Annotated in this window: 15 protein-coding genes; 5 read left to right on the top strand and 10 right to left on the bottom strand. The window is 52.2% G+C overall.

The features are described from left to right. Positions 1-139: 139 nt before the first annotated feature. Positions 140-1,300 carry an L-dopachrome tautomerase-related protein gene (locus tag AC0YNV_RS06135; protein ID WP_475766701.1) on the top strand — a complete coding sequence of 387 codons (1,161 nt, stop codon included), beginning with the start codon at positions 140-142 and terminating at the stop codon, positions 1,298-1,300. A 20-nt stretch (positions 1,301-1,320) separates the two neighbouring features. Here AC0YNV_RS06135 and AC0YNV_RS06130 read toward each other — a convergent pair whose 3' ends face one another. Continuing rightward, on the bottom strand, positions 1,321-1,767 hold the full coding sequence (locus tag AC0YNV_RS06130; protein ID WP_475766699.1) for a hypothetical protein: 447 nt from the start codon (positions 1,765-1,767) through the stop codon (positions 1,321-1,323). 406 nt (positions 1,768-2,173) lie between these two features. Between AC0YNV_RS06130 and AC0YNV_RS06125 the strand changes: the two genes are divergently transcribed. Both AC0YNV_RS06125 and AC0YNV_RS06120 read left to right on the top strand, forming a co-directional pair. After that, a complete protein-coding gene (locus AC0YNV_RS06125) occupies positions 2,174-3,064 on the top strand; it encodes an ABC transporter ATP-binding protein (RefSeq protein ID WP_475766697.1) in 891 nt (296 codons plus the stop codon). Next, entirely contained in the window at positions 3,061-3,873 is an 813-nt protein-coding gene (locus AC0YNV_RS06120) for an ABC transporter permease subunit (protein ID WP_475766695.1), read from the top strand. The genes AC0YNV_RS06125 and AC0YNV_RS06120 overlap by 4 nt, the downstream gene beginning before the upstream one ends. 131 nt (positions 3,874-4,004) lie before the next feature. Here AC0YNV_RS06120 and AC0YNV_RS06115 read toward each other — a convergent pair whose 3' ends face one another. From AC0YNV_RS06115 to AC0YNV_RS06085, 7 genes are all read right to left on the bottom strand, one after another. After that, the gene (locus AC0YNV_RS06115; protein WP_475766693.1) at positions 4,005-4,775 is read right to left on the bottom strand and encodes a phytanoyl-CoA dioxygenase family protein; all 771 of its coding nucleotides are present in this window, start codon (positions 4,773-4,775) and stop codon (positions 4,005-4,007) included. A gap of 39 nt (positions 4,776-4,814) precedes the next feature. After that, positions 4,815-5,690 (bottom strand): SMP-30/gluconolactonase/LRE family protein, encoded by an 876-nt coding sequence (locus tag AC0YNV_RS06110; RefSeq protein WP_475766691.1) that lies wholly within the window; start codon positions 5,688-5,690, stop codon positions 4,815-4,817. A 28-nt stretch (positions 5,691-5,718) separates the two neighbouring features. Then, the gene (locus AC0YNV_RS06105) at positions 5,719-7,371 is read right to left on the bottom strand and encodes a response regulator transcription factor (RefSeq protein WP_475766689.1); all 1,653 of its coding nucleotides are present in this window, start codon (positions 7,369-7,371) and stop codon (positions 5,719-5,721) included. Beyond that, the gene (locus tag AC0YNV_RS06100) at positions 7,346-9,115 is read right to left on the bottom strand and encodes a sensor histidine kinase (RefSeq protein ID WP_475766687.1); all 1,770 of its coding nucleotides are present in this window, start codon (positions 9,113-9,115) and stop codon (positions 7,346-7,348) included. Before AC0YNV_RS06100 ends, AC0YNV_RS06105 begins: the two co-directional genes overlap by 26 nt. Positions 9,116-9,194: 79 nt before the next feature. Further along, positions 9,195-10,070, bottom strand: coding sequence for a carbohydrate ABC transporter permease (locus AC0YNV_RS06095; RefSeq protein ID WP_475766685.1), 876 nt, complete (start codon positions 10,068-10,070; stop codon positions 9,195-9,197). 10 nt (positions 10,071-10,080) lie between these two features. Continuing rightward, entirely contained in the window at positions 10,081-10,977 is an 897-nt protein-coding gene (locus AC0YNV_RS06090; protein WP_475766683.1) for an ABC transporter permease, read from the bottom strand. Between the two features lie 30 nt (positions 10,978-11,007). Beyond that, entirely contained in the window at positions 11,008-12,714 is a 1,707-nt protein-coding gene (locus AC0YNV_RS06085) for an extracellular solute-binding protein (protein ID WP_475766681.1), read from the bottom strand. A gap of 314 nt (positions 12,715-13,028) precedes the next feature. Between AC0YNV_RS06085 and AC0YNV_RS06080 the strand changes: the two genes are divergently transcribed. Both AC0YNV_RS06080 and AC0YNV_RS06075 read left to right on the top strand, forming a co-directional pair. Beyond that, entirely contained in the window at positions 13,029-13,526 is a 498-nt protein-coding gene (locus AC0YNV_RS06080; protein ID WP_475766679.1) for a hypothetical protein, read from the top strand. A gap of 1 nt (position 13,527) precedes the next feature. Then, positions 13,528-14,148: a TetR family transcriptional regulator gene (locus AC0YNV_RS06075; protein WP_475766678.1), complete on the top strand. Its 621-nt coding sequence runs from the start codon at positions 13,528-13,530 to the stop codon at positions 14,146-14,148. A 50-nt stretch (positions 14,149-14,198) separates the two neighbouring features. Here the strand turns inward: AC0YNV_RS06075 and ald are convergent, their stop codons facing one another. Both ald and AC0YNV_RS06065 read right to left on the bottom strand, forming a co-directional pair. After that, on the bottom strand, positions 14,199-15,332 hold the full coding sequence (gene ald / locus AC0YNV_RS06070) for an alanine dehydrogenase (RefSeq protein WP_475766676.1): 1,134 nt from the start codon (positions 15,330-15,332) through the stop codon (positions 14,199-14,201). Positions 15,333-15,486: 154 nt separating this feature from the next. After that, positions 15,487-16,716, bottom strand: a complete 1,230-nt coding sequence (locus tag AC0YNV_RS06065; RefSeq protein ID WP_475766675.1) for a PucR family transcriptional regulator — start codon at positions 16,714-16,716, stop codon at positions 15,487-15,489. Between the last annotated feature and the right edge of the window lie 34 nt (positions 16,717-16,750).

Here is a 16,750-nt window from a genome sequence, read left to right as displayed (position 1 = left end):
TTGCAGATATGCCAGCTGCAGGGCTCTTTGGTCATCAACAAGATCGTTTGAATAACCGGAGCCAGCATCTTCTTCCGCAATAGACATATATCTATAAGACCAGGCTATTATCGTTGACCACTTGCGGGAGGTTATATTGATGCAATCCCAACTCAGTCCTATAGGGCAATATCGAATGATCTTTCATTGGAGCCGATTGGATTGGAATTTTCCCGACCCTGCCATGAAGCAGGACTTTGAAGCCAATCAATATTGGAAAAAAGCGCCGGCTTGCGGAGTAAAGGTGGATCAGCAAGGGCGCTATTATGTTTCGGTGCCGCGCTGGGCCGCGGGTATTCCCGCCACCATGAACCGAATCGTGATCAAGGACGGAAAACCGCTCCTCGACGCTTTTCCAAGCTGGGAGTGGAATCAGGCGGGGAATGTCCATGCACTTCAATCCGTACTGGGTTACGAGATTGATGAGTTTAACCGGATTTGGCTGCTGGATCAAGGAAAGATCGCTTACGAGCCGTCTCCCGAAGGGTCGCAAAAACTGGTCGTCTGGGATTTGAATACCAATCGGATGATCGATTCCATTAACATCCCGGATGAGATCGCATCTTACCGGACTTCTTTCCTGAATGATCTGGTCGTGGATAACAAGAACGGCTTTGTCTATATAACCGATTCCGGCAGCGGGTGGCCCGATCACCCGCTGGACGGGGGAATCATTGTGTACAACATGAGGACGAGAACGCTCAGACGGGTGCTTGACCGGCATTACAGCACACAGGATTATCCCGGTTTTCAATTTCAAATTGACGACAAACCGATATACAAAAATCAGCCTGTACGAATCGGTGCAGACGGCATCGCTTTATCCGCGGACCGCTCCACCTTGTATTACTGCCCGCTCACAGGTCGCAATCTGTATGCGATTGATACCTCGCGATTAAGAAATTACAATACGCCCTTGGCGGAAATCAGCCAGGCTGTGCGGTCCATCGGCAGCAAGCGAACAACCTCCGGAGGAATTCACGCGGATAATAGAGGTAATGTGTTCTACAGCATGCTTGAAGGCAAGGGAGCAGGCGCCTACAGCCCTTTCAGCAATACCTTCCAGGATTTTGTGTCCGATGACCGAATGCTTTGGGTGGACGGGGTTGCTTTTGACCAGAAAGGCTCTCTTCTCTTCAACAGCAACCGGATTTACGGGATGTTTGGGGGCTATGAAATGGATTGGACCTATCCCTATAACCTGGTCATCTGGAAAGCCTTTGTCGGAAATGGCGTAAAGTCGTATCTGTATGCCCATTGATAACGTAACTTCCGTAGAAGTTAATCAATCAAATCATGCTTCTTCAACGCCGCCTCCTCATCACCCGCGATGTAAGCAAAGATTCTGGGGGTATCCCCGATAAATTGAAGCAGGTAGGTCTCATCAAAATCGATGCTGATCTCCTTCCCATCCTTTTGACGGCAATAGACGGCTCTCCAGTGGATAGCAGCGGCCGCATGCAAATCATCCATCTTGAAGGTATGGATTGACGTGATGCTCATTGACTTTGTCCCGATACGCCGTTGATTCTCGAACGCGGGCTTCAGTGCTTCCGCATATTGTTCATCATTCTGGAAAACTTGAACCCCTTTGGGATTGGCCTCCAGGAAGCTTTCTGTATAAGCGGCAGTCATGGCCGGCACTTCTATGCTTTCGGGGTCTGCAAGGGCATCATTAATTCGCTGCTCATACGCGCGGAAGAACTGTGTTACCGTTTGAGTTCGCATGTTTCGGTCCTCCTCTTGAAATAATTCATTCCTGACTTATTACCCATTATCCCAGGGATAAGGATCCTATCATTAAAAAATCATATCGAAGACCGCCCTTTGGACAGAGCGGTCTGATTCGGGCTGCGTTAGTAAAGGCAGACTCGCTTTTTCGAAATTGTTCAATATTTTTGCAAGAAACGGATCCCCGATATTCATGCGCCTTCATCCTGCCAAGTCCATCCTCCCCTTCGAATCTTCAATACTCGGTTCACCAGCCGAAGAATGCCCTGCATTACCTCTAATTGATGAAATATAAATTAAATATATTTCACAACCCATTGACTTCTTTATCCTGCAGATCTATCATAATTTATGTAATAATAAAGTAAAATAATTTCATAATTTAGTTCGAGGTGAGCGATGCATGTTGATTGTGGAGGGACTGACCAAGGTTTTTGCCAATGGCAAAGGAATAGCGGATGTATCATTCACGGTGAACAGAGGCGAAGTATTCGGATTTCTCGGACCTAACGGTGCGGGCAAATCGACAACTATCCGTCATATTATGGGATTCATGAAGCCGGAACGGGGAAAAGTGTCCATCAAGGGGCTCGACACCTGGACGAAGCAGGGAGTTGTACAGAAGCTGGTCGGTTACCTGCCGGGAGAGATCGCTTTTATCGAAGGCATGACAGGAAAGGATTTTCTTGAATTCATGTCCAGGATGCAAAGAGTCAATAACTCGGCCAAGCGGAGCCGTCTGATCAAAAGACTGCAATTCGACGTCAATACGCCAATCCGCAAGATGTCCAAAGGAATGAAACAAAAGGTCGGTATCGTGGCGGCGTTCATGCATGATCCCGAATTGATCATTCTGGACGAACCGACTTCCGGCCTCGATCCGCTGATGCAGCAAATATTCATTGAGCTTGTGCTTGAAGAGAAAGCGCAAGGGACCACGTTCCTCATGTCCTCCCACAGCTTCCCCGAGGTTGAGCGAACCTGCAACCGCGCCGCCATAATCAAGGATGGCAGGATCATAGCGGTTAAAAACATTCATGAGCTTCAATCCATGCAGCGCAAGCTGGTCGAGATCGTGTTTGAGCATGAGGAGGATGCCGGGAAGTTTGCGTCAGCGGGCAATATGCCGGTCGAATCGCATGACGGCCGCCGAATCACCGTCGCCGTGCAAGGCAATTATAACGATCTGATCCAGGAAACAGCCAAATACCCGGTTCGCAGCCTTGATGTCAAAGCGCAAAATCTTGAGGATGTTTTTATGCATTATTATGACCGGAAGGAGTGCGTTCGATGAACCTCCCTCTTTTCAAGCAAATGATGAAAATCAATCTCAAAGGCATCAGCAATTACGCCTTCGGCTCGGCATTCTATATTCTGCTCATGTTCTGGCTTTATCCCGGAATCGCTGAGAATACAGGTGCTCTCAATGACCTGATGGAAGCGATGCCCGATGGTCTGGTGAACGCGTTCGGCATTCAGGGCGGTTTCGGAAGCATGGAAGCTTTCATCTCCGGGGAGTATTACGGGCTCATCCTCCCCCTCCTGCTTGCTATATTCAGCGTTATGCTTTCGACACAGCTTATGGCAAGGCTGGTTGATCAAGGCTCCATGGCGTATCTGCTGTCAACCCCGACGACCCGGCAGCGCATTGCCGCGACCCAGGCAGGCGTGCTGGCTGCGGGACTTCTGCTGATTATGGTCGTTGCTACAGCGGCGGGCTTTCTTGGATATGCCTGGTTTATCGGCGATCAGTTCGAATTTGACGGCTCCCGTTTCATACTGATGAATGCGGTCGCTTGGACGCTGTTTATTGCGGTCAGCGGGATCTCCTTCCTCGTCTCCTCGCTTGCCAACGATGAGAAGAAAGCATTGGGAATTTCGGGTGTTCTCACCTTCGGCATGTTCGGCCTGGATATGCTCGGCAAAATAAGCGACAGCGTCGAATGGCTCAGGTTCGTTTCAGTCTTTTCTCTATACAAGCCAGGCGAAATTGTAAATGGCGGCGGCGACCCGCTGTTGGCCTCGATTATTCTGCTTGTGATCGGCATAGCCGGCTTCGCCGCCGGTATCGCTGCATTCAGCAAACGGGATCTGCCGCTCTAATTAAAATCCCCCCAGACTGACGATGCCGGGAGTCTTATTATAGACTCCTTGAAGCATTGTCCGTCTTGAGGGGATTTTCCGGGTTTGAGAAGGCCCGGTCCTTCCGCTCTATTTTGTTAATCCGCAGCTTGTCAGCTGCTTGTGGATAGCAGCATCGGCTGCATGCCCGGCCAGTGCCGCCACATATCGATAAGCGGCGCCTTCCAGTCATTCTTGCGGTCGATATGATCGACCCGGAAGTACAGGGAATAGCGGATGCGCTCGGATACGTTCATGCCCCCCGCGTGGATAAGCTGATAATGCGTTAGGATCAAATCCCCGGGCTCCCCCGTAATCTGCACCGGCTTGGGTAGAGGCACATTGGTTGACCGGTGGATCGTCTGAAACCCTTCATCCTGGAATAAAATCTCGGGGCCATGCTCGCGGAAATAAGCCTCATAGGCCCGATGGGTTCCCGGATACACAGTAAAATTCCCTTGGTGCTGCCCGGTTTGATCGCTGAGGATAAGTCCGACAAGGGCAGTGAAGTTCTGCGCAATGCCATCTTTGACGCGAAGAACGCCGTCCAGATGCGCACCATGATGATCATCCGCAGGATGATCCGGATAATCAGGGAAGCGAAGCGCAATCTGTCCGAGCTGAACAGGATGATAGCTGTCTTCCCCGACAAGTGAATCGACAAGCGCTTTGGCTGGTGTTTTATTAAACAAATCCGTAATGATCTGCTCCGTCTCCAGTTCTCTGCAGTAGTTGGCCCCGCGATGATCAGCCGGAATGCCTTTGCCGATCGAATGATTAATCGCCTTCATGGCCTGCTCTACCATGATCCTGGGCACCACACCCGGCACCTTGACATAGCCCTGCTCCAGAAGCTGCTTCTTCTGCTTATACATTAACTGCATTTGATTGCCTCCTTGGAATTTAGGATCATCATTTCATGGTCATGAGCCGAACGGATAGCTCGGCAGCCCTTGTACCCCTGGCTTCAAGCGGAAAATTCCGCCTGACAGCGGCCGCTGTCGAAGCTCCTCTTCGGGCAGCCCCGTCCTTGCCGTCGTAATGTAGAGCTCATCAAGCAGGTCTCCGCCGAAAATGCAAGAGGTTACCCGCGCGGCAGGCACCTCCACTTTAAGCAGCCGCTCTCCGGTTTCCGGATTGAAGCGGGATACGCAGTAACCGTCCCACTGCGCGATCCAGAGCATGCCCTCCATGTCCGTTGTCATGCCGTCCGGCGATCCCTCGCCCTCCGGAATCGTGATGATGACGCGCCCTTCTCCAAGCCGCCCGGTATCGAGGTCAAAGGGATAGGCCTTGACCTGCTTCGTCGGTGAATCGATATAATACATCGTCGTGTGATCAGGGCTCCACGTGATTCCGTTGGAGCATGTAATGCCAGACACCTTCTTCTCGATCTCGCCATTCGGATATAGGCAGTATAAGGCGCCGCCCGGACTCCGCTCGGTCAGCTCCATCGTACCTGCCCAGAACCTTCCCTTTGCGTCGCATTTTCCATCGTTAAACCGGTTGGCCGCTATCCCCGCCTCCGGGTCGCCAATCGGATGCAGCAGGCCGCTTGCGGGATCGAACCGGAAGAATCCGTCCCTGGCGGCAATAACAAATCCGTTATTCCGGTCAGGCACGACCGCCCCGACATACTGGCCAATCTCGTATTTCAGGTCCGTTCCCGACTTGGGATCGAAGATATGGATCTGCGATTCCATAATGTCCACCCAGTAGAGCAGCCCTTTGCCGGCATCCCAGCTAGGTCCTTCGCCAAGCGTCGCCCTGGCGTCCAACACCAATTCCAAATTGTCCATGCCGCATCCCCTTCTCAAATACAGATAATTATTGCACTGCGCGGTCATCACGAAAATGCTGCGGTGTCATCCCGTAATGATTCTTGAACACCTTGGAGAAATATGTGGCGTTCTGATAACCGAGCGAATAAGCGACATCCATGATTTTATGGTCGCTGCTTTTCAGCAGCTGGGCGGCTTTCTCCATCCGCAGCTTCAGCAGATAATGACCGATGCTCTGGCCGGTTTCAAGCTTATAGACTCTGGATAGATATGCGGGATGCAGAAAAATATGATCGGCAATGGATTGAATCGACACATCCTCCGATAGCTTCCGGTTGATGAAAGCATGGATGCGTTCAACGATCCCTGAACGATTGTCTTTCATTTCCCGCTCCAAATGATTCTGGATCCGCTCGAAGACCCGTACTGCCCAGCATTGCAGATTGGGCGGTGCGCGGTGCAGCGGATTACAAATGGGCATGGCGTCTTCCCCGAGGAGCTCGGCTAATGAGAGGCCGCTCTTATGTACGATATAGGCTGCAGAGCTGGACAACAACAGAAAAACCTCCAGATAATGCTCGGCGGACACTTCCTGAAGCTGTTCCAATTCCTCGAATATTGCCCGAAGCTTCACCTGTACCGCATCCCAGCGCCCGGCATCCAGCAAATGCTGCAGGAGAGGCGGCTCATACAGGCTGGATAATGATTGCATCCGGGTCCTTGCATCGCATTCGCGGGCAGCCATGATCATAATGATCTCCCGGTCCCGGCCCAGACGCTCGCGGACCATGGCGAGCAGCTGCTGGTAAAGACCAGCCATATCCGCCGGGAAAATCGCCCATTCTCCAACGACGATCGAGATCCCTCCTTTGAGATAAACCTTCACTTTGCCCTGGATCTGTATGGCAAACTGTTCGAGCAGTTTCTGCCGGACTTCTTCCCCGTTTGCCAGCCCAGTAAGTTCACCGTATTTTGCGGCAGTCAACTTTACGCAGAACACCAGGTGATCGTTAACGTCCTTGCACGACCACAGCTCAAACACGCCTTGGCTGAGCTCCTCCGCAATATTGCCGATCGCATATTCCAGCAGCGACAAGCTCTGAAAGTCATGGCGGGCGAACTCCTCTTCCAACCGCACCAGTATCATGGAGAAAGCATCGCCCGATCCGAACGATAATTCAAACAGCTCCAGTTTTTCATGCAAAGCGTCAGATGTCATCCTCTTGCCCTGCAGAAGCTCGCTGAGCAGATTACCCTTAAGCAGGGGAAGATGGTCACGAAGCGCCGATTGCGCCCGCTGGAATGAACTGATGCTTTCCCATTCACTCTGGATTTGCCCGATAACGTGTTCCACCGCCTGCATGAGATCGCTCTCGCGTATGGGCTTAAGCAAGTAGTCCACGGTATGATTTTGAAGCGCCTGCTTGGCGTAATCGAAATCCGCGAATCCGGATAGAATAAGGCACTTGACCCTGCTCCACCGTTCTGCAATCCTTTTTACGAGTTCCAGACCAGACATGCCGGGCATGCGGATATCGGTGATGACAATATGAATCGGGTGTGCCTCCAGAAGCGTCAGTGCTTCGGGAGCGGAGCAGGCTTTATGAATTTCTGCGATCTGAAGCGTCTCCCACGGCATAGTCAGCATCAAATTATCCACGACCGCTTCTTCGTCATCCACAATAAGCAGCTGATACATCGCTCTCCCCCTCCGCTTGATATCTCCTCCAGGCAAGGACGACCCTGACCCCTCCGGTCGGCAATACATTGATATCCAGACCGGAACCCTCGCCGTATTGGTAGCCAAGCCGTTGATGGACATTCCACATGCCGCATCCCATCTCTTCGTCCATGCTCCGTTTCAAGCTCCCTTTGAGCTCGCGTAAAACCTCCTGCGTCAGGCCAACTCCGTTATCCTCCACGATTACATAATGATAATCGGCATCCTGCCGGCAATGAATCCGGATCGTCCCGCTGCCGGGTTTATTTTCTATGCCGTGGACAACTGCATTTTCCACAATGGGCTGGATAATCAGCCGGGGTACTGTCAGCTCCATCATATGCGGCGGAACATGAATCTCATAGTTGAACCGTTTCATCCGCATTTGCTGAATTTCCAGGTAATTCTCTACGAATCCCAGCTCGCCGCGAAGCGAAACGCTCTGCTTCTCGACACGGGTAGTATAACGGTAATACTCGCCAAGATTCAGCGCCATAGTCTCGGCAAGATCAAGCACGCCCAGCCGGATCATGCTTTGAATATAAAACAGGCAGTTATACAGAAAATGGGGATTGATCTGTGACTGCAGCTGCTTCAGCGTTGCCTCGCGCGTCTGGATCTTCTCCAAATATACTTTTTCCACCAGCACCTGAATCTCCTGCGCCATCTCATTGAATCTGGAGAACACGAATGAAAATTCGCTTGCCCGGCGAGGGTACATCCGTATGGAGAAATTGCCCCGCTTCATCTCCCTGAGGCTGTGTATAAGCTGTTTTATCGGAATCTGGACATTGCGATACAGCATCAGCAGCGCAAGTATGCTCAGGATGAGAAGCAGGCAGACGGACATGTAAAATAAGTTCCGCACCTCATGAATCGGACTCAGAATCTGCTCAATGGGCACGTAATCGACGACATACCAATTCAGGCGCGAAATGAGCGCAACACTGATCATATAATTCTGACCGTCAAGCGTTATCGTCTCGGCCTCTGCATCCCGAAAAGTCCTGCCCACCAGGGCTTGCTTCAGCGCATGGACGAGCTTCTCATCCGATGAGCGGTTCGTTATCAGCCCCTGGGAGGGGTTGAACAGGAACGGATCGTCGCCGCCATTGCGCTTGAAATCATCCATCATCTTGCGAAGATTATCCACGGGGAAGGTGGTCTGAATGATGACATTGGCTTCCCCGGGATGAAGGTACATGGAGAATGGCTCTACGGTATACCTGCTGAAATAATCGTTATTCTGCCCAAGCTCCCTGCTTTTCGGGTGCAGCTTCCAGTCCGTCGTCGACACGTCCTGCATGAAAGCCTTGCGGTCGAAGGGAGCCTCCGAGCCGGTTGTGATCGCCAGATCGCTCGCAGGCAAGTACAACGTGATCCGGTTCTGATAGCTCGATGAGATGCTGCCGAGCAGGAGCTTCTCATAAATGGTGTTGATCGTTTTATCCCGGTCATACCCGCTGCTTGCGTTTATTGCGTTTTGAAATTCAAGCACATCGGAATCCCGCATAAGCTGCATGGAATACATCGACAGCTGCTCGATCTGTGTATTCACCTGATTCATGAAGACGGAGAGCTGCTTCAGCTTGGATTTGCGGATTTCATCCTCGACCAGCCGTGTGCTCCGGTTATTCACATACGTGAATATGATAAGAATCGGGATGAGCAAGCAGCAAATGAGAATGGCGATTTTTCCGAAGATGCTGAACTTGATCCGCATGCCCGCAGCCACCCTTCCGTTGAAAGTGCTTTCACGTCCAATTGTACCAAGCTATCCTTGCCTTCGTATAGACCCTTTATTACTCTTTGACCGAACCAAGCGTCATTCCGTGTACGAAATATTTCTGCAGAAACGGATAAACCACCAGGACCGGCAGAGCGGAAATGAAAATCAGCGACGCTTTGAGCGTCCGGTCGGATAAATTCGAGAATTCCCGCGGGTCCATACTGAGCTTCGTGAAATCCGTTGCGGCAACGACCGTCTGCAGGAAGGTGGACATCGGGTAGTTCCGGAAGTCGGACATATAAATTAATCCGTCGAACCAGGAATTCCAATTCCCAACGATCGTAAACAAACCGATTGTAGCCAGAGACGGCAGGGATATGGGCAGGTAGATTTTGAGAAGGGTCATAAAATGTCCGGCACCATCAATCAGCGCCGCTTCCTCCAGCTCCTTCGGTATGCCGCGGAAAAAGTTCATCATCAGCACGATATTGAAAACATTCACAGCCGACGGAAGAATCAGCGCCGCAAGCGTGTTGTTTAACCCCAGATGGTAGACGACGAGATAAGACGGAATCAGCCCTCCGTTGAACAGCATGGTAAATACAATGATCCAGGCATACAGCGAACGTCCGCGGAATACACGGTCTTCTTTGGAAAGCGCATAGGCCGCCGTGCAGGTAAGCGTCATAGTCAGCAATGTGCTTAACGTTGTCCGTTCCACCGCGATCCAGAACGACCGGATAAAATTCGCATTGTCGAAGGTTTTCGCATAGGCGCTCAGGGTGAATTTCACCGGCCAGAACGTAACCATTCCCGCATCGGCCGGCTCCTTGGAACTGAAGGAAATAGCCAGTACATTGAGCAGCGGCGCAATACAAAGAAGGGCGAGGAATGCAAGAAAGACCATGTTAAGCCAGGTGAATATGCGATAGGATGGCGTGCTGTGCATGGTATCCTCCTTAGAAAATTCTGTAGTTGGCCACTTTCTTGGCTGCCCCGTAGGTCATCACGATCAGGATGAAACCGACCACGGACTTGAAGAGCCCCACAGCAGTCGCAAAGCTGTAATTGGAACCCTGCAAACCCACCCGATAAACGAAGGTGTCGATGATATCCCCCTTTTCATAAACGAGCGGGGAATATAGGTTGAAGATTTGATCAAAGCCTGCATTTAGTATATTGCCCAGAGATAGCGTCGCCAGGACGACGGTAATCGGCAGCAAAGATGGTATGGTAATCCGAATGGTCTGCTGCCAACGGTTCGCCCCGTCAATGCTTGATGCCTCATAAAGAGACGGGTTTATCCCTGTGAGCGCGGCCAGATATACAATCGTCGAGAATCCGAATTCCTTCCAGATATCGCTGATCACCACAGTCGCCCGGAACCAGTTGCCATCACTGAGAAACATGACCGGTTCCACGCCGAACACGGATCCGAGAAGACGGTTAACCAGTCCTTGCATCGAGAGAATATCGGTCAGTATTCCGCCTAATATGACCCAAGAGAGGAAATGCGGCAGATACACCAATGACTGGATGGTGCGTTTGAAGACCATCTTCCTGACTTCATTGAGCAATAGAGCAAACACAAAAGGCACGAACAGGCCGCCAACGATTTTCATAAAAGAAATCACGAAGGTATTCCAGATAACCTGAACGCTGTCCCTGTAAGTAAACATATATACGAAGTGGTCAAAGCCGACCCAAGGTGAGCCCGTAAAGCCAAGCCATGGCTTATAATCCTGGAATGAAATAACCAACCCCAGTATCGGCACATAGTTGAAAATGATCAGGAATACAAGCGTTGGCAGCAGAAGGATGTGCAGCTGCCATGTTTTTTGCAGATAAACCTTCATCAGCGTCAGCACCTTATCCTTTAAATATTCTTACTTCACACTTACCGCCTGCCACCATTCATTGACTTCTTTCGTGATCTCGTCCCCGCCCCCGGCTTTCCATTCCTGAACAAAACGGTCAAACTCATCGACCGGCGCTTTGCCGTATACGATTTTGATGAATGTCTCCTTCTCATTCTTTTCCAGGAGCTCCGCCTTCGAGCTCATCGTCTTGGTGCTGGCGCCTGTAAAGTTATTCGCAATACTCTTCCCGATCAGATCGTCGTTGATGACCAGTCCCTCCAGTACCGGTTTGGGATCCTGCGCCCTCGATTGCAAGTATGGCGTGGAGACATCACCTGCAAGTACCTTTTTCACCAAATCGTCTTTGGAGAATTGTCCCGCGGATACGCCGCCAACGATCGGAACAGGCGCATTCTTGCCCGGCAGCGATTCCTTCGGCAGGAGCTTGCCATCCTGCAATTTGTAGTCGTAATCCTCCGAATACCCGTATTTAAAAGGGGAATCCGGGTCAAGGAACGCCGGTCCGTATAGGACGTCAAAGTAACTGAAGAAGGCTTCATATTCCTTGAATTCTTTGCTGAATACCATAAAACCGTTTGCGCCTGCGGTTGATTTGCGGGCAACTTGGCCGCCGGCGCCTTCTGGCAATTTGATAGGCGCATAGGTGGCTCCCTTCACATTGGCTGTCACGTCCTGCAGCGGCCAGCCGCCCATCCATGCAGGTCCGGCAATGATGCCTGCCTTGCCCTTCTGCCACCATTCGGCTGCTTTGTAGGCGTCATTCAATGACAAATCCTGAGCCAGGTAGCCTTTGGCATACCAGTCATGCAGCTTGGCAAGTCCTTGCTTGATTGATGGCTGCACGGACGAATACTGAAGCGAGCCGTCGGAACCCTTCGTCCAGATGCCTGGAATCTCATTGCCGAAGGAACCAAATACCCAATCCGTCGAGGCCATCCAATCAAAGAGTGAATCCTTGCCGGCCACTGCGAGCGCGATCGTATCCTTCTTGCCATTGCCGTCCGGGTCCCGGGTTACGAACGCCTCCATCACCTTCTCCAGCTCATCGAACGTTTGTGGAATTTCCATCCCGACCTTCTGCAGCCAATCTGTCCGGATCCACAATATATTATCGAACTGATGGGTCCAGATGAACGGAATGCCATACCGCTTTCCATTAATCGTAACGGAGTTCCATACATCGCTGTTCTCCGCGTACAGATTCTTGAGCCGCTCGGAGGCGTATTTATCGAACATATCGTCAACAGGCTGGATATTGCCGGAATCGACGAGATCCTTCAGAAGCACCTTGTCGCCGAAGTTCAGCACATCCGGCATCGTCTCGCCGCTTGACATGGCCAGCTTGATCTTATTTTCCAGTGTTTCACCCTGCTTGGCGACAACCCACTGGTATTTCAAATCGATTCCAAGATTGTCGTGGGCCCAGCGGATCATCGGGGTATTGTCAATCGAATCCCCATTCACGAACTTCGTGTCTCCGCCGATCCATGCACCAGTAGTAATCGTTACCGGCGGACTGAATCTGCCGTCCTTCATCGTGGAGCCCCCCTCATTGGACGGCAAGTTCTCCGCATCTCCGGCAGCATTCCCATCTGCCGCAGGAATGCTCTCTGCTCCCGGCGGTTCCCCCTTCGCACAACCGGCCAGCAGCAAAATACCGCTTAATAAGAGAACCGAGGCAATTGTAAAGACTTTTCCCTTCCATCCCTTCACGCTGATTCCTCCAATTCAGTTTTTTCTATCGAATCTATTCTGAATTGTAAGTAAACGCTATCGGTTTGTAACCTATAAAAAAACTGACCTGGGTGTAAAAATCATGACTTCTTAGTGTTGAGGCGCTTCCCGTTTCAATAAGAAGAGTCCCGAAGTTTTATATAGTAGTTCCGCGATGCAATGTGCCACTATTAATAAAGTTTCCTTTTAGACGCCTATTGACACCGGAAGCTTTACAAGTTATATTCTGATTAATCGATCAAATTTTTATTTTAATGATCAAATAATTTATCAAAGAATGGATGGTGCTCCACATGAATGAAGAAAACGGGGAACAGCGGGGAACCGGGGAGCCGGACTGGAATGCAAAGCTGCTGCCGCTCATTAGTGCGTTGGCCGGTATTGTCGTCTTGTGGGCGACCTGGTTTTTCTACAATAATGCGCTGGACGATCCCGGATTTCCCTGGTATCGTTGGATACAGCCGGTCCTGATGCTGCTTGGCGGCGTTATGTGCCTTATTGCGGCGGTATTATTGCTGATGCGCAGGGATTCCGGCCGGGATCTACTGCGTATGGCCGTTGTCATCATTCCGGCTATACTCGCTATAAGATTGCTGATTGTCGGCATTCTCTTCCTCGTGAAGCTTGTCAGCAAGCTTTTCGACGGGACAGTAAATGACTGGTTTAGCGGTACAAATGATTTGAATCCGGTCAAAATTGGCATTAACATTGCTGTAGTGGCGGTCGTTATCCTGTTTGTCTTATGGGGTAAGGCCGCCTCTAAAGCCAAACAGACAACCAAGGAGAAATAGCATGACCAAAAAAGCGGACGAAAAACAATCATTCATCACTGAGGCGAGACGCACACAAATTGTCGATGCAGCGATCACCACGCTGGATGAGATCGGCTACGTCCATGCAAGTCTCGCCCAAATCGCCAAAAGAGCCGGAATCAGCACCGCTTTGATCTCTTACCATTTTAAAGACAAAAACGATCTGATGGACCAGACGCTGATCATGCTGGTCACCGATGCCGCAGCTTATGTATTGGAAAGAACCCGGGCTGCAGCAACCGCCCGGGAAAAGCTGCACAGCTTTATCGCCGCAAGTCTCGCTTATCAGGCTACGCGTCCCAAGCACAACACCGCGTTGATCGAGATTGTTTTTCATGCCCAGACGCCTGATAATATTCCCTACTATAAGCTGAGCGACGATGAAGAGGAGCCGCTTCTTCATGAGCTTCATCAGATCTTGTACGATGGGCAATCGAGCGGGGAATTTCGTGAATTCAATGTTCATGTCATGGCGAGCGCTATTCAGGGGGCCATTGGAGAATATATGGCGCATTCGGGCATTGCCGGCAAAGTCGACCTGGAGTCGTATAACGCGGAGCTGGCAGTTCTATTCGATAAAGCGGTTCTTGGCAATAAATAAGGACCGCCAACCAGGAAGGTCAGCGGACCTGACTGTAAATCATACAGCGATCAGGCTGTCGGGCGGGCTGCGGCCACTTCCATGACCGGAACGTACCTGAGCTTCATCTCGCGGGCGACCGCTTCGTGGGTAATGGAGCCGCAGGCGGTATTGATGCCGCGGGCCAGCGATTCGTCAGACGCCGCGGCTGCAGCGATTCCCTGACCGGCGATCTTCAGCGCGTAAGGCAGCGTCGCATTCTCCAACGCGAGCGCCGAGGTGCGCGGAACGGCGCCCGGCATGTTCGCCACGGCATAATGAACAACTCCGTGCTTCACATATGTCGGATCGGAGTGGGTCGTAATCCGGTCGACGGTCTCGATGGAGCCGCCTTGATCGATAGCCACATCGACGATGACTGAACCGGGCGCCATCCTCTTGACCATTTCCTCGCTGACCAGCCTCGGAGCCCTTGCGCCTGGAATGAGAACCGCTCCGATCAGCAGGTCAGCCTTGTGAACCGCCCGTTCCAGCTCGTATGGATTTGACATCAGCGTCGTGACCTGGCCAGTGAACAGATCGTCGATCGTCCGCAGCCGTTCCGCGCTCACATCCAGCACCGTGACGCGAGCTCCCGCTCCCAATGCCCGTTTGGCGGCATTCATTCCGACCATACCTCCTCCCACGATCACGACTTCGCCCGGCTGAACTCCGGGTACGCTTCCCAGCAGGATCCCCTTGCCTCCATGCGTCTTCTCCAGAAATTGCGCGCCGATCTGCACCGCCATGCGTCCCGCCACTTCGCTCATTGGCGAAAGTAGTGGCAGCGAGCGGTTGTCCAGCTGAACCGTCTCGAATGCGACGCCCCATACTTCCCGATCCAGCAACGCACGGGTCAATTCCGGTTCCGGAGCCAGGTGCAGATAAGCGAAGAGAATCAAATTTTTCCGAAAATAACCGTATTCCTCCGGCAGCGGTTCCTTGACCTTCATGATCATATCCGCGTGGCCCCATACCTCTGCAGCCTTGTCCAGAATCCTCGCTCCCCGGGTTATGTATTCCGCATCGGCAAAGCCGCTGCCGGTACCGGCCGAACTTTCCAGCAGTACCTGATGTCCTTGCCGGGTCAATGCACTCACACCTGCGGGCGTTAAAGCTACCCTGTTCTCGTTATTCTTGATCTCTCTCGGTACGCCAATTATCATTTGAATCATCCTCCAACTGGTAAGTTATAATGATTTGAACCCAGTATATAGGAGAAGAAATTTTTCCACATCGTGGCGCACATAGAAAATGCCGGACGGTTTTTGTGAAATTCCACAAACCTTCGCCCGGCATAGCCGTCTGATTGAATGATCTTCAACCGCCGCTCTGCAAATACAGGAAAGCGGCGACCTTGTCCGCCATGCTTTTCAGATTGATGCCGCTTATTTCATTCATCCGCACCATCCGGTAGCCAAGCGTATTCGGATGGATATGCAGCCTCTCGGCCGCTTCGCGGACGCCGCAGTCGCAGTCAAGCAGCACAGAGAGCGTATGGGTCAAATCCGCCTGATGCTCGCGGTCATATTCACGCAGAAGCTTGACGTGGGAATTCACGATAGCTTCCGCTTCAATCGTCTCCGCTACAGCGGGCAGGTAATGCCGGTAGCCCAGCTCTTCATAGACGAGCTCCTGGACTGAAGCCCGCGGAAACCTTCTGCGGATGCCGATCACCTTGAGCGCTTCCGCATAGCTGCGCGGGGCCAGGCTGTACTCCCTTGCCGCCAATCCGCCGGCTCCGACCGTTGCCTGCACATCCGGAAACGCCCTGGCAAGCCGGTCGGCCAAATGTTCCAGCGATGCCTTCCATTCTCCCGGGCTGCTGAGCATCTTCGCATCACCGGCAAGGAACACTACGCGCTCCCCGACTGCTGCATAGGCAAGACTGTAGAGGCCTGTCTCCTCCTCAATCACTCCGGCGGCCTGATTAAGGAGCGGCCATACGGCCGAAGCGTCGAGATTGAAGTCGACTGCAACAATGCGGTAATATTCGGGCAGCGGTCGCTTCAGGCAGCCGGATTGGTGCCGGATCTCGGCCTCCGTAGCAAAATACCCTTCAACGAGCCGGCTCAGGAACATATCCTGGCTCAGATCGGAGCGCCAGCGCGATTCCGTCTGACGCTGCAGCTCGCCCGCGATGGAACCGGCTGCCCGGCGCAGCTTCTCCATATCTGACTCTGACAGAGGCTGGTCTGTCTCAGCCGCCCAAATATAGCCGATGACGCGTTTGCCGCTTCTAACGGCGATGGCCACGCGGGAACCCAGGCCAATCTCTTCATTCGCCTCGATACGCTGCGGACCTTCTTCCTTCTGTAATCTCCGGATGACTCCGCCCTCATGGAAGCTGCGGATGACATGCTCGGGCACCCTCCGGCTCATAATCGTCGCGATCCGGATCGCATCCGTGCTTCCGCTGTGCATGCTGTATGCCAGCACGCGGTGCTCCGCATCCTCGATTGTAACCGGGCATTGCAGCATATGGCTGATCTCGTCGGCCCGGCGCTCCAGCCAGCCGATGTTGCCTGCCGGAGATTCTGCAGATGTCATCGCCCTCACCTTTCCTCTCGCTGAATGTTTCTTG

It is taken from the genome of Paenibacillus sp. JT31N11 (genome assembly GCF_056269285.1).
The sequence above is the reverse complement of the archived record's forward strand: the minus strand, read 5'-3'. Positions and strand labels throughout refer to the sequence as shown.

Excerpts from the sequence above, each read along its gene's own strand:
- AC0YNV_RS06135 (WP_475766701.1), top strand. The coding sequence starts at position 140 with ATGCAATCCCAACTCAGTCCTATAGGGCAATATCGAATGATCTTTCAT.
- AC0YNV_RS06130 (WP_475766699.1), bottom strand. The coding sequence starts at position 1,767 with ATGCGAACTCAAACGGTAACACAGTTCTTCCGCGCGTATGAGCAGCGA.
- AC0YNV_RS06125 (WP_475766697.1), top strand. The coding sequence starts at position 2,174 with ATGTTGATTGTGGAGGGACTGACCAAGGTTTTTGCCAATGGCAAAGGA.
- AC0YNV_RS06120 (WP_475766695.1), top strand. The coding sequence starts at position 3,061 with ATGAACCTCCCTCTTTTCAAGCAAATGATGAAAATCAATCTCAAAGGC.
- AC0YNV_RS06115 (WP_475766693.1), bottom strand. The coding sequence starts at position 4,775 with ATGCAGTTAATGTATAAGCAGAAGAAGCAGCTTCTGGAGCAGGGCTAT.
- AC0YNV_RS06110 (WP_475766691.1), bottom strand. The coding sequence starts at position 5,690 with ATGGACAATTTGGAATTGGTGTTGGACGCCAGGGCGACGCTTGGCGAA.
- AC0YNV_RS06105 (WP_475766689.1), bottom strand. The coding sequence starts at position 7,371 with ATGTATCAGCTGCTTATTGTGGATGACGAAGAAGCGGTCGTGGATAAT.
- AC0YNV_RS06100 (WP_475766687.1), bottom strand. The coding sequence starts at position 9,115 with ATGCGGATCAAGTTCAGCATCTTCGGAAAAATCGCCATTCTCATTTGC.
- AC0YNV_RS06095 (WP_475766685.1), bottom strand. The coding sequence starts at position 10,070 with ATGCACAGCACGCCATCCTATCGCATATTCACCTGGCTTAACATGGTC.
- AC0YNV_RS06090 (WP_475766683.1), bottom strand. The coding sequence starts at position 10,977 with ATGAAGGTTTATCTGCAAAAAACATGGCAGCTGCACATCCTTCTGCTG.
- AC0YNV_RS06080 (WP_475766679.1), top strand. The coding sequence starts at position 13,029 with ATGAATGAAGAAAACGGGGAACAGCGGGGAACCGGGGAGCCGGACTGG.
- AC0YNV_RS06075 (WP_475766678.1), top strand. The coding sequence starts at position 13,528 with ATGACCAAAAAAGCGGACGAAAAACAATCATTCATCACTGAGGCGAGA.
- ald (WP_475766676.1), bottom strand. The coding sequence starts at position 15,332 with ATGATAATTGGCGTACCGAGAGAGATCAAGAATAACGAGAACAGGGTA.
- AC0YNV_RS06065 (WP_475766675.1), bottom strand. The coding sequence starts at position 16,716 with ATGACATCTGCAGAATCTCCGGCAGGCAACATCGGCTGGCTGGAGCGC.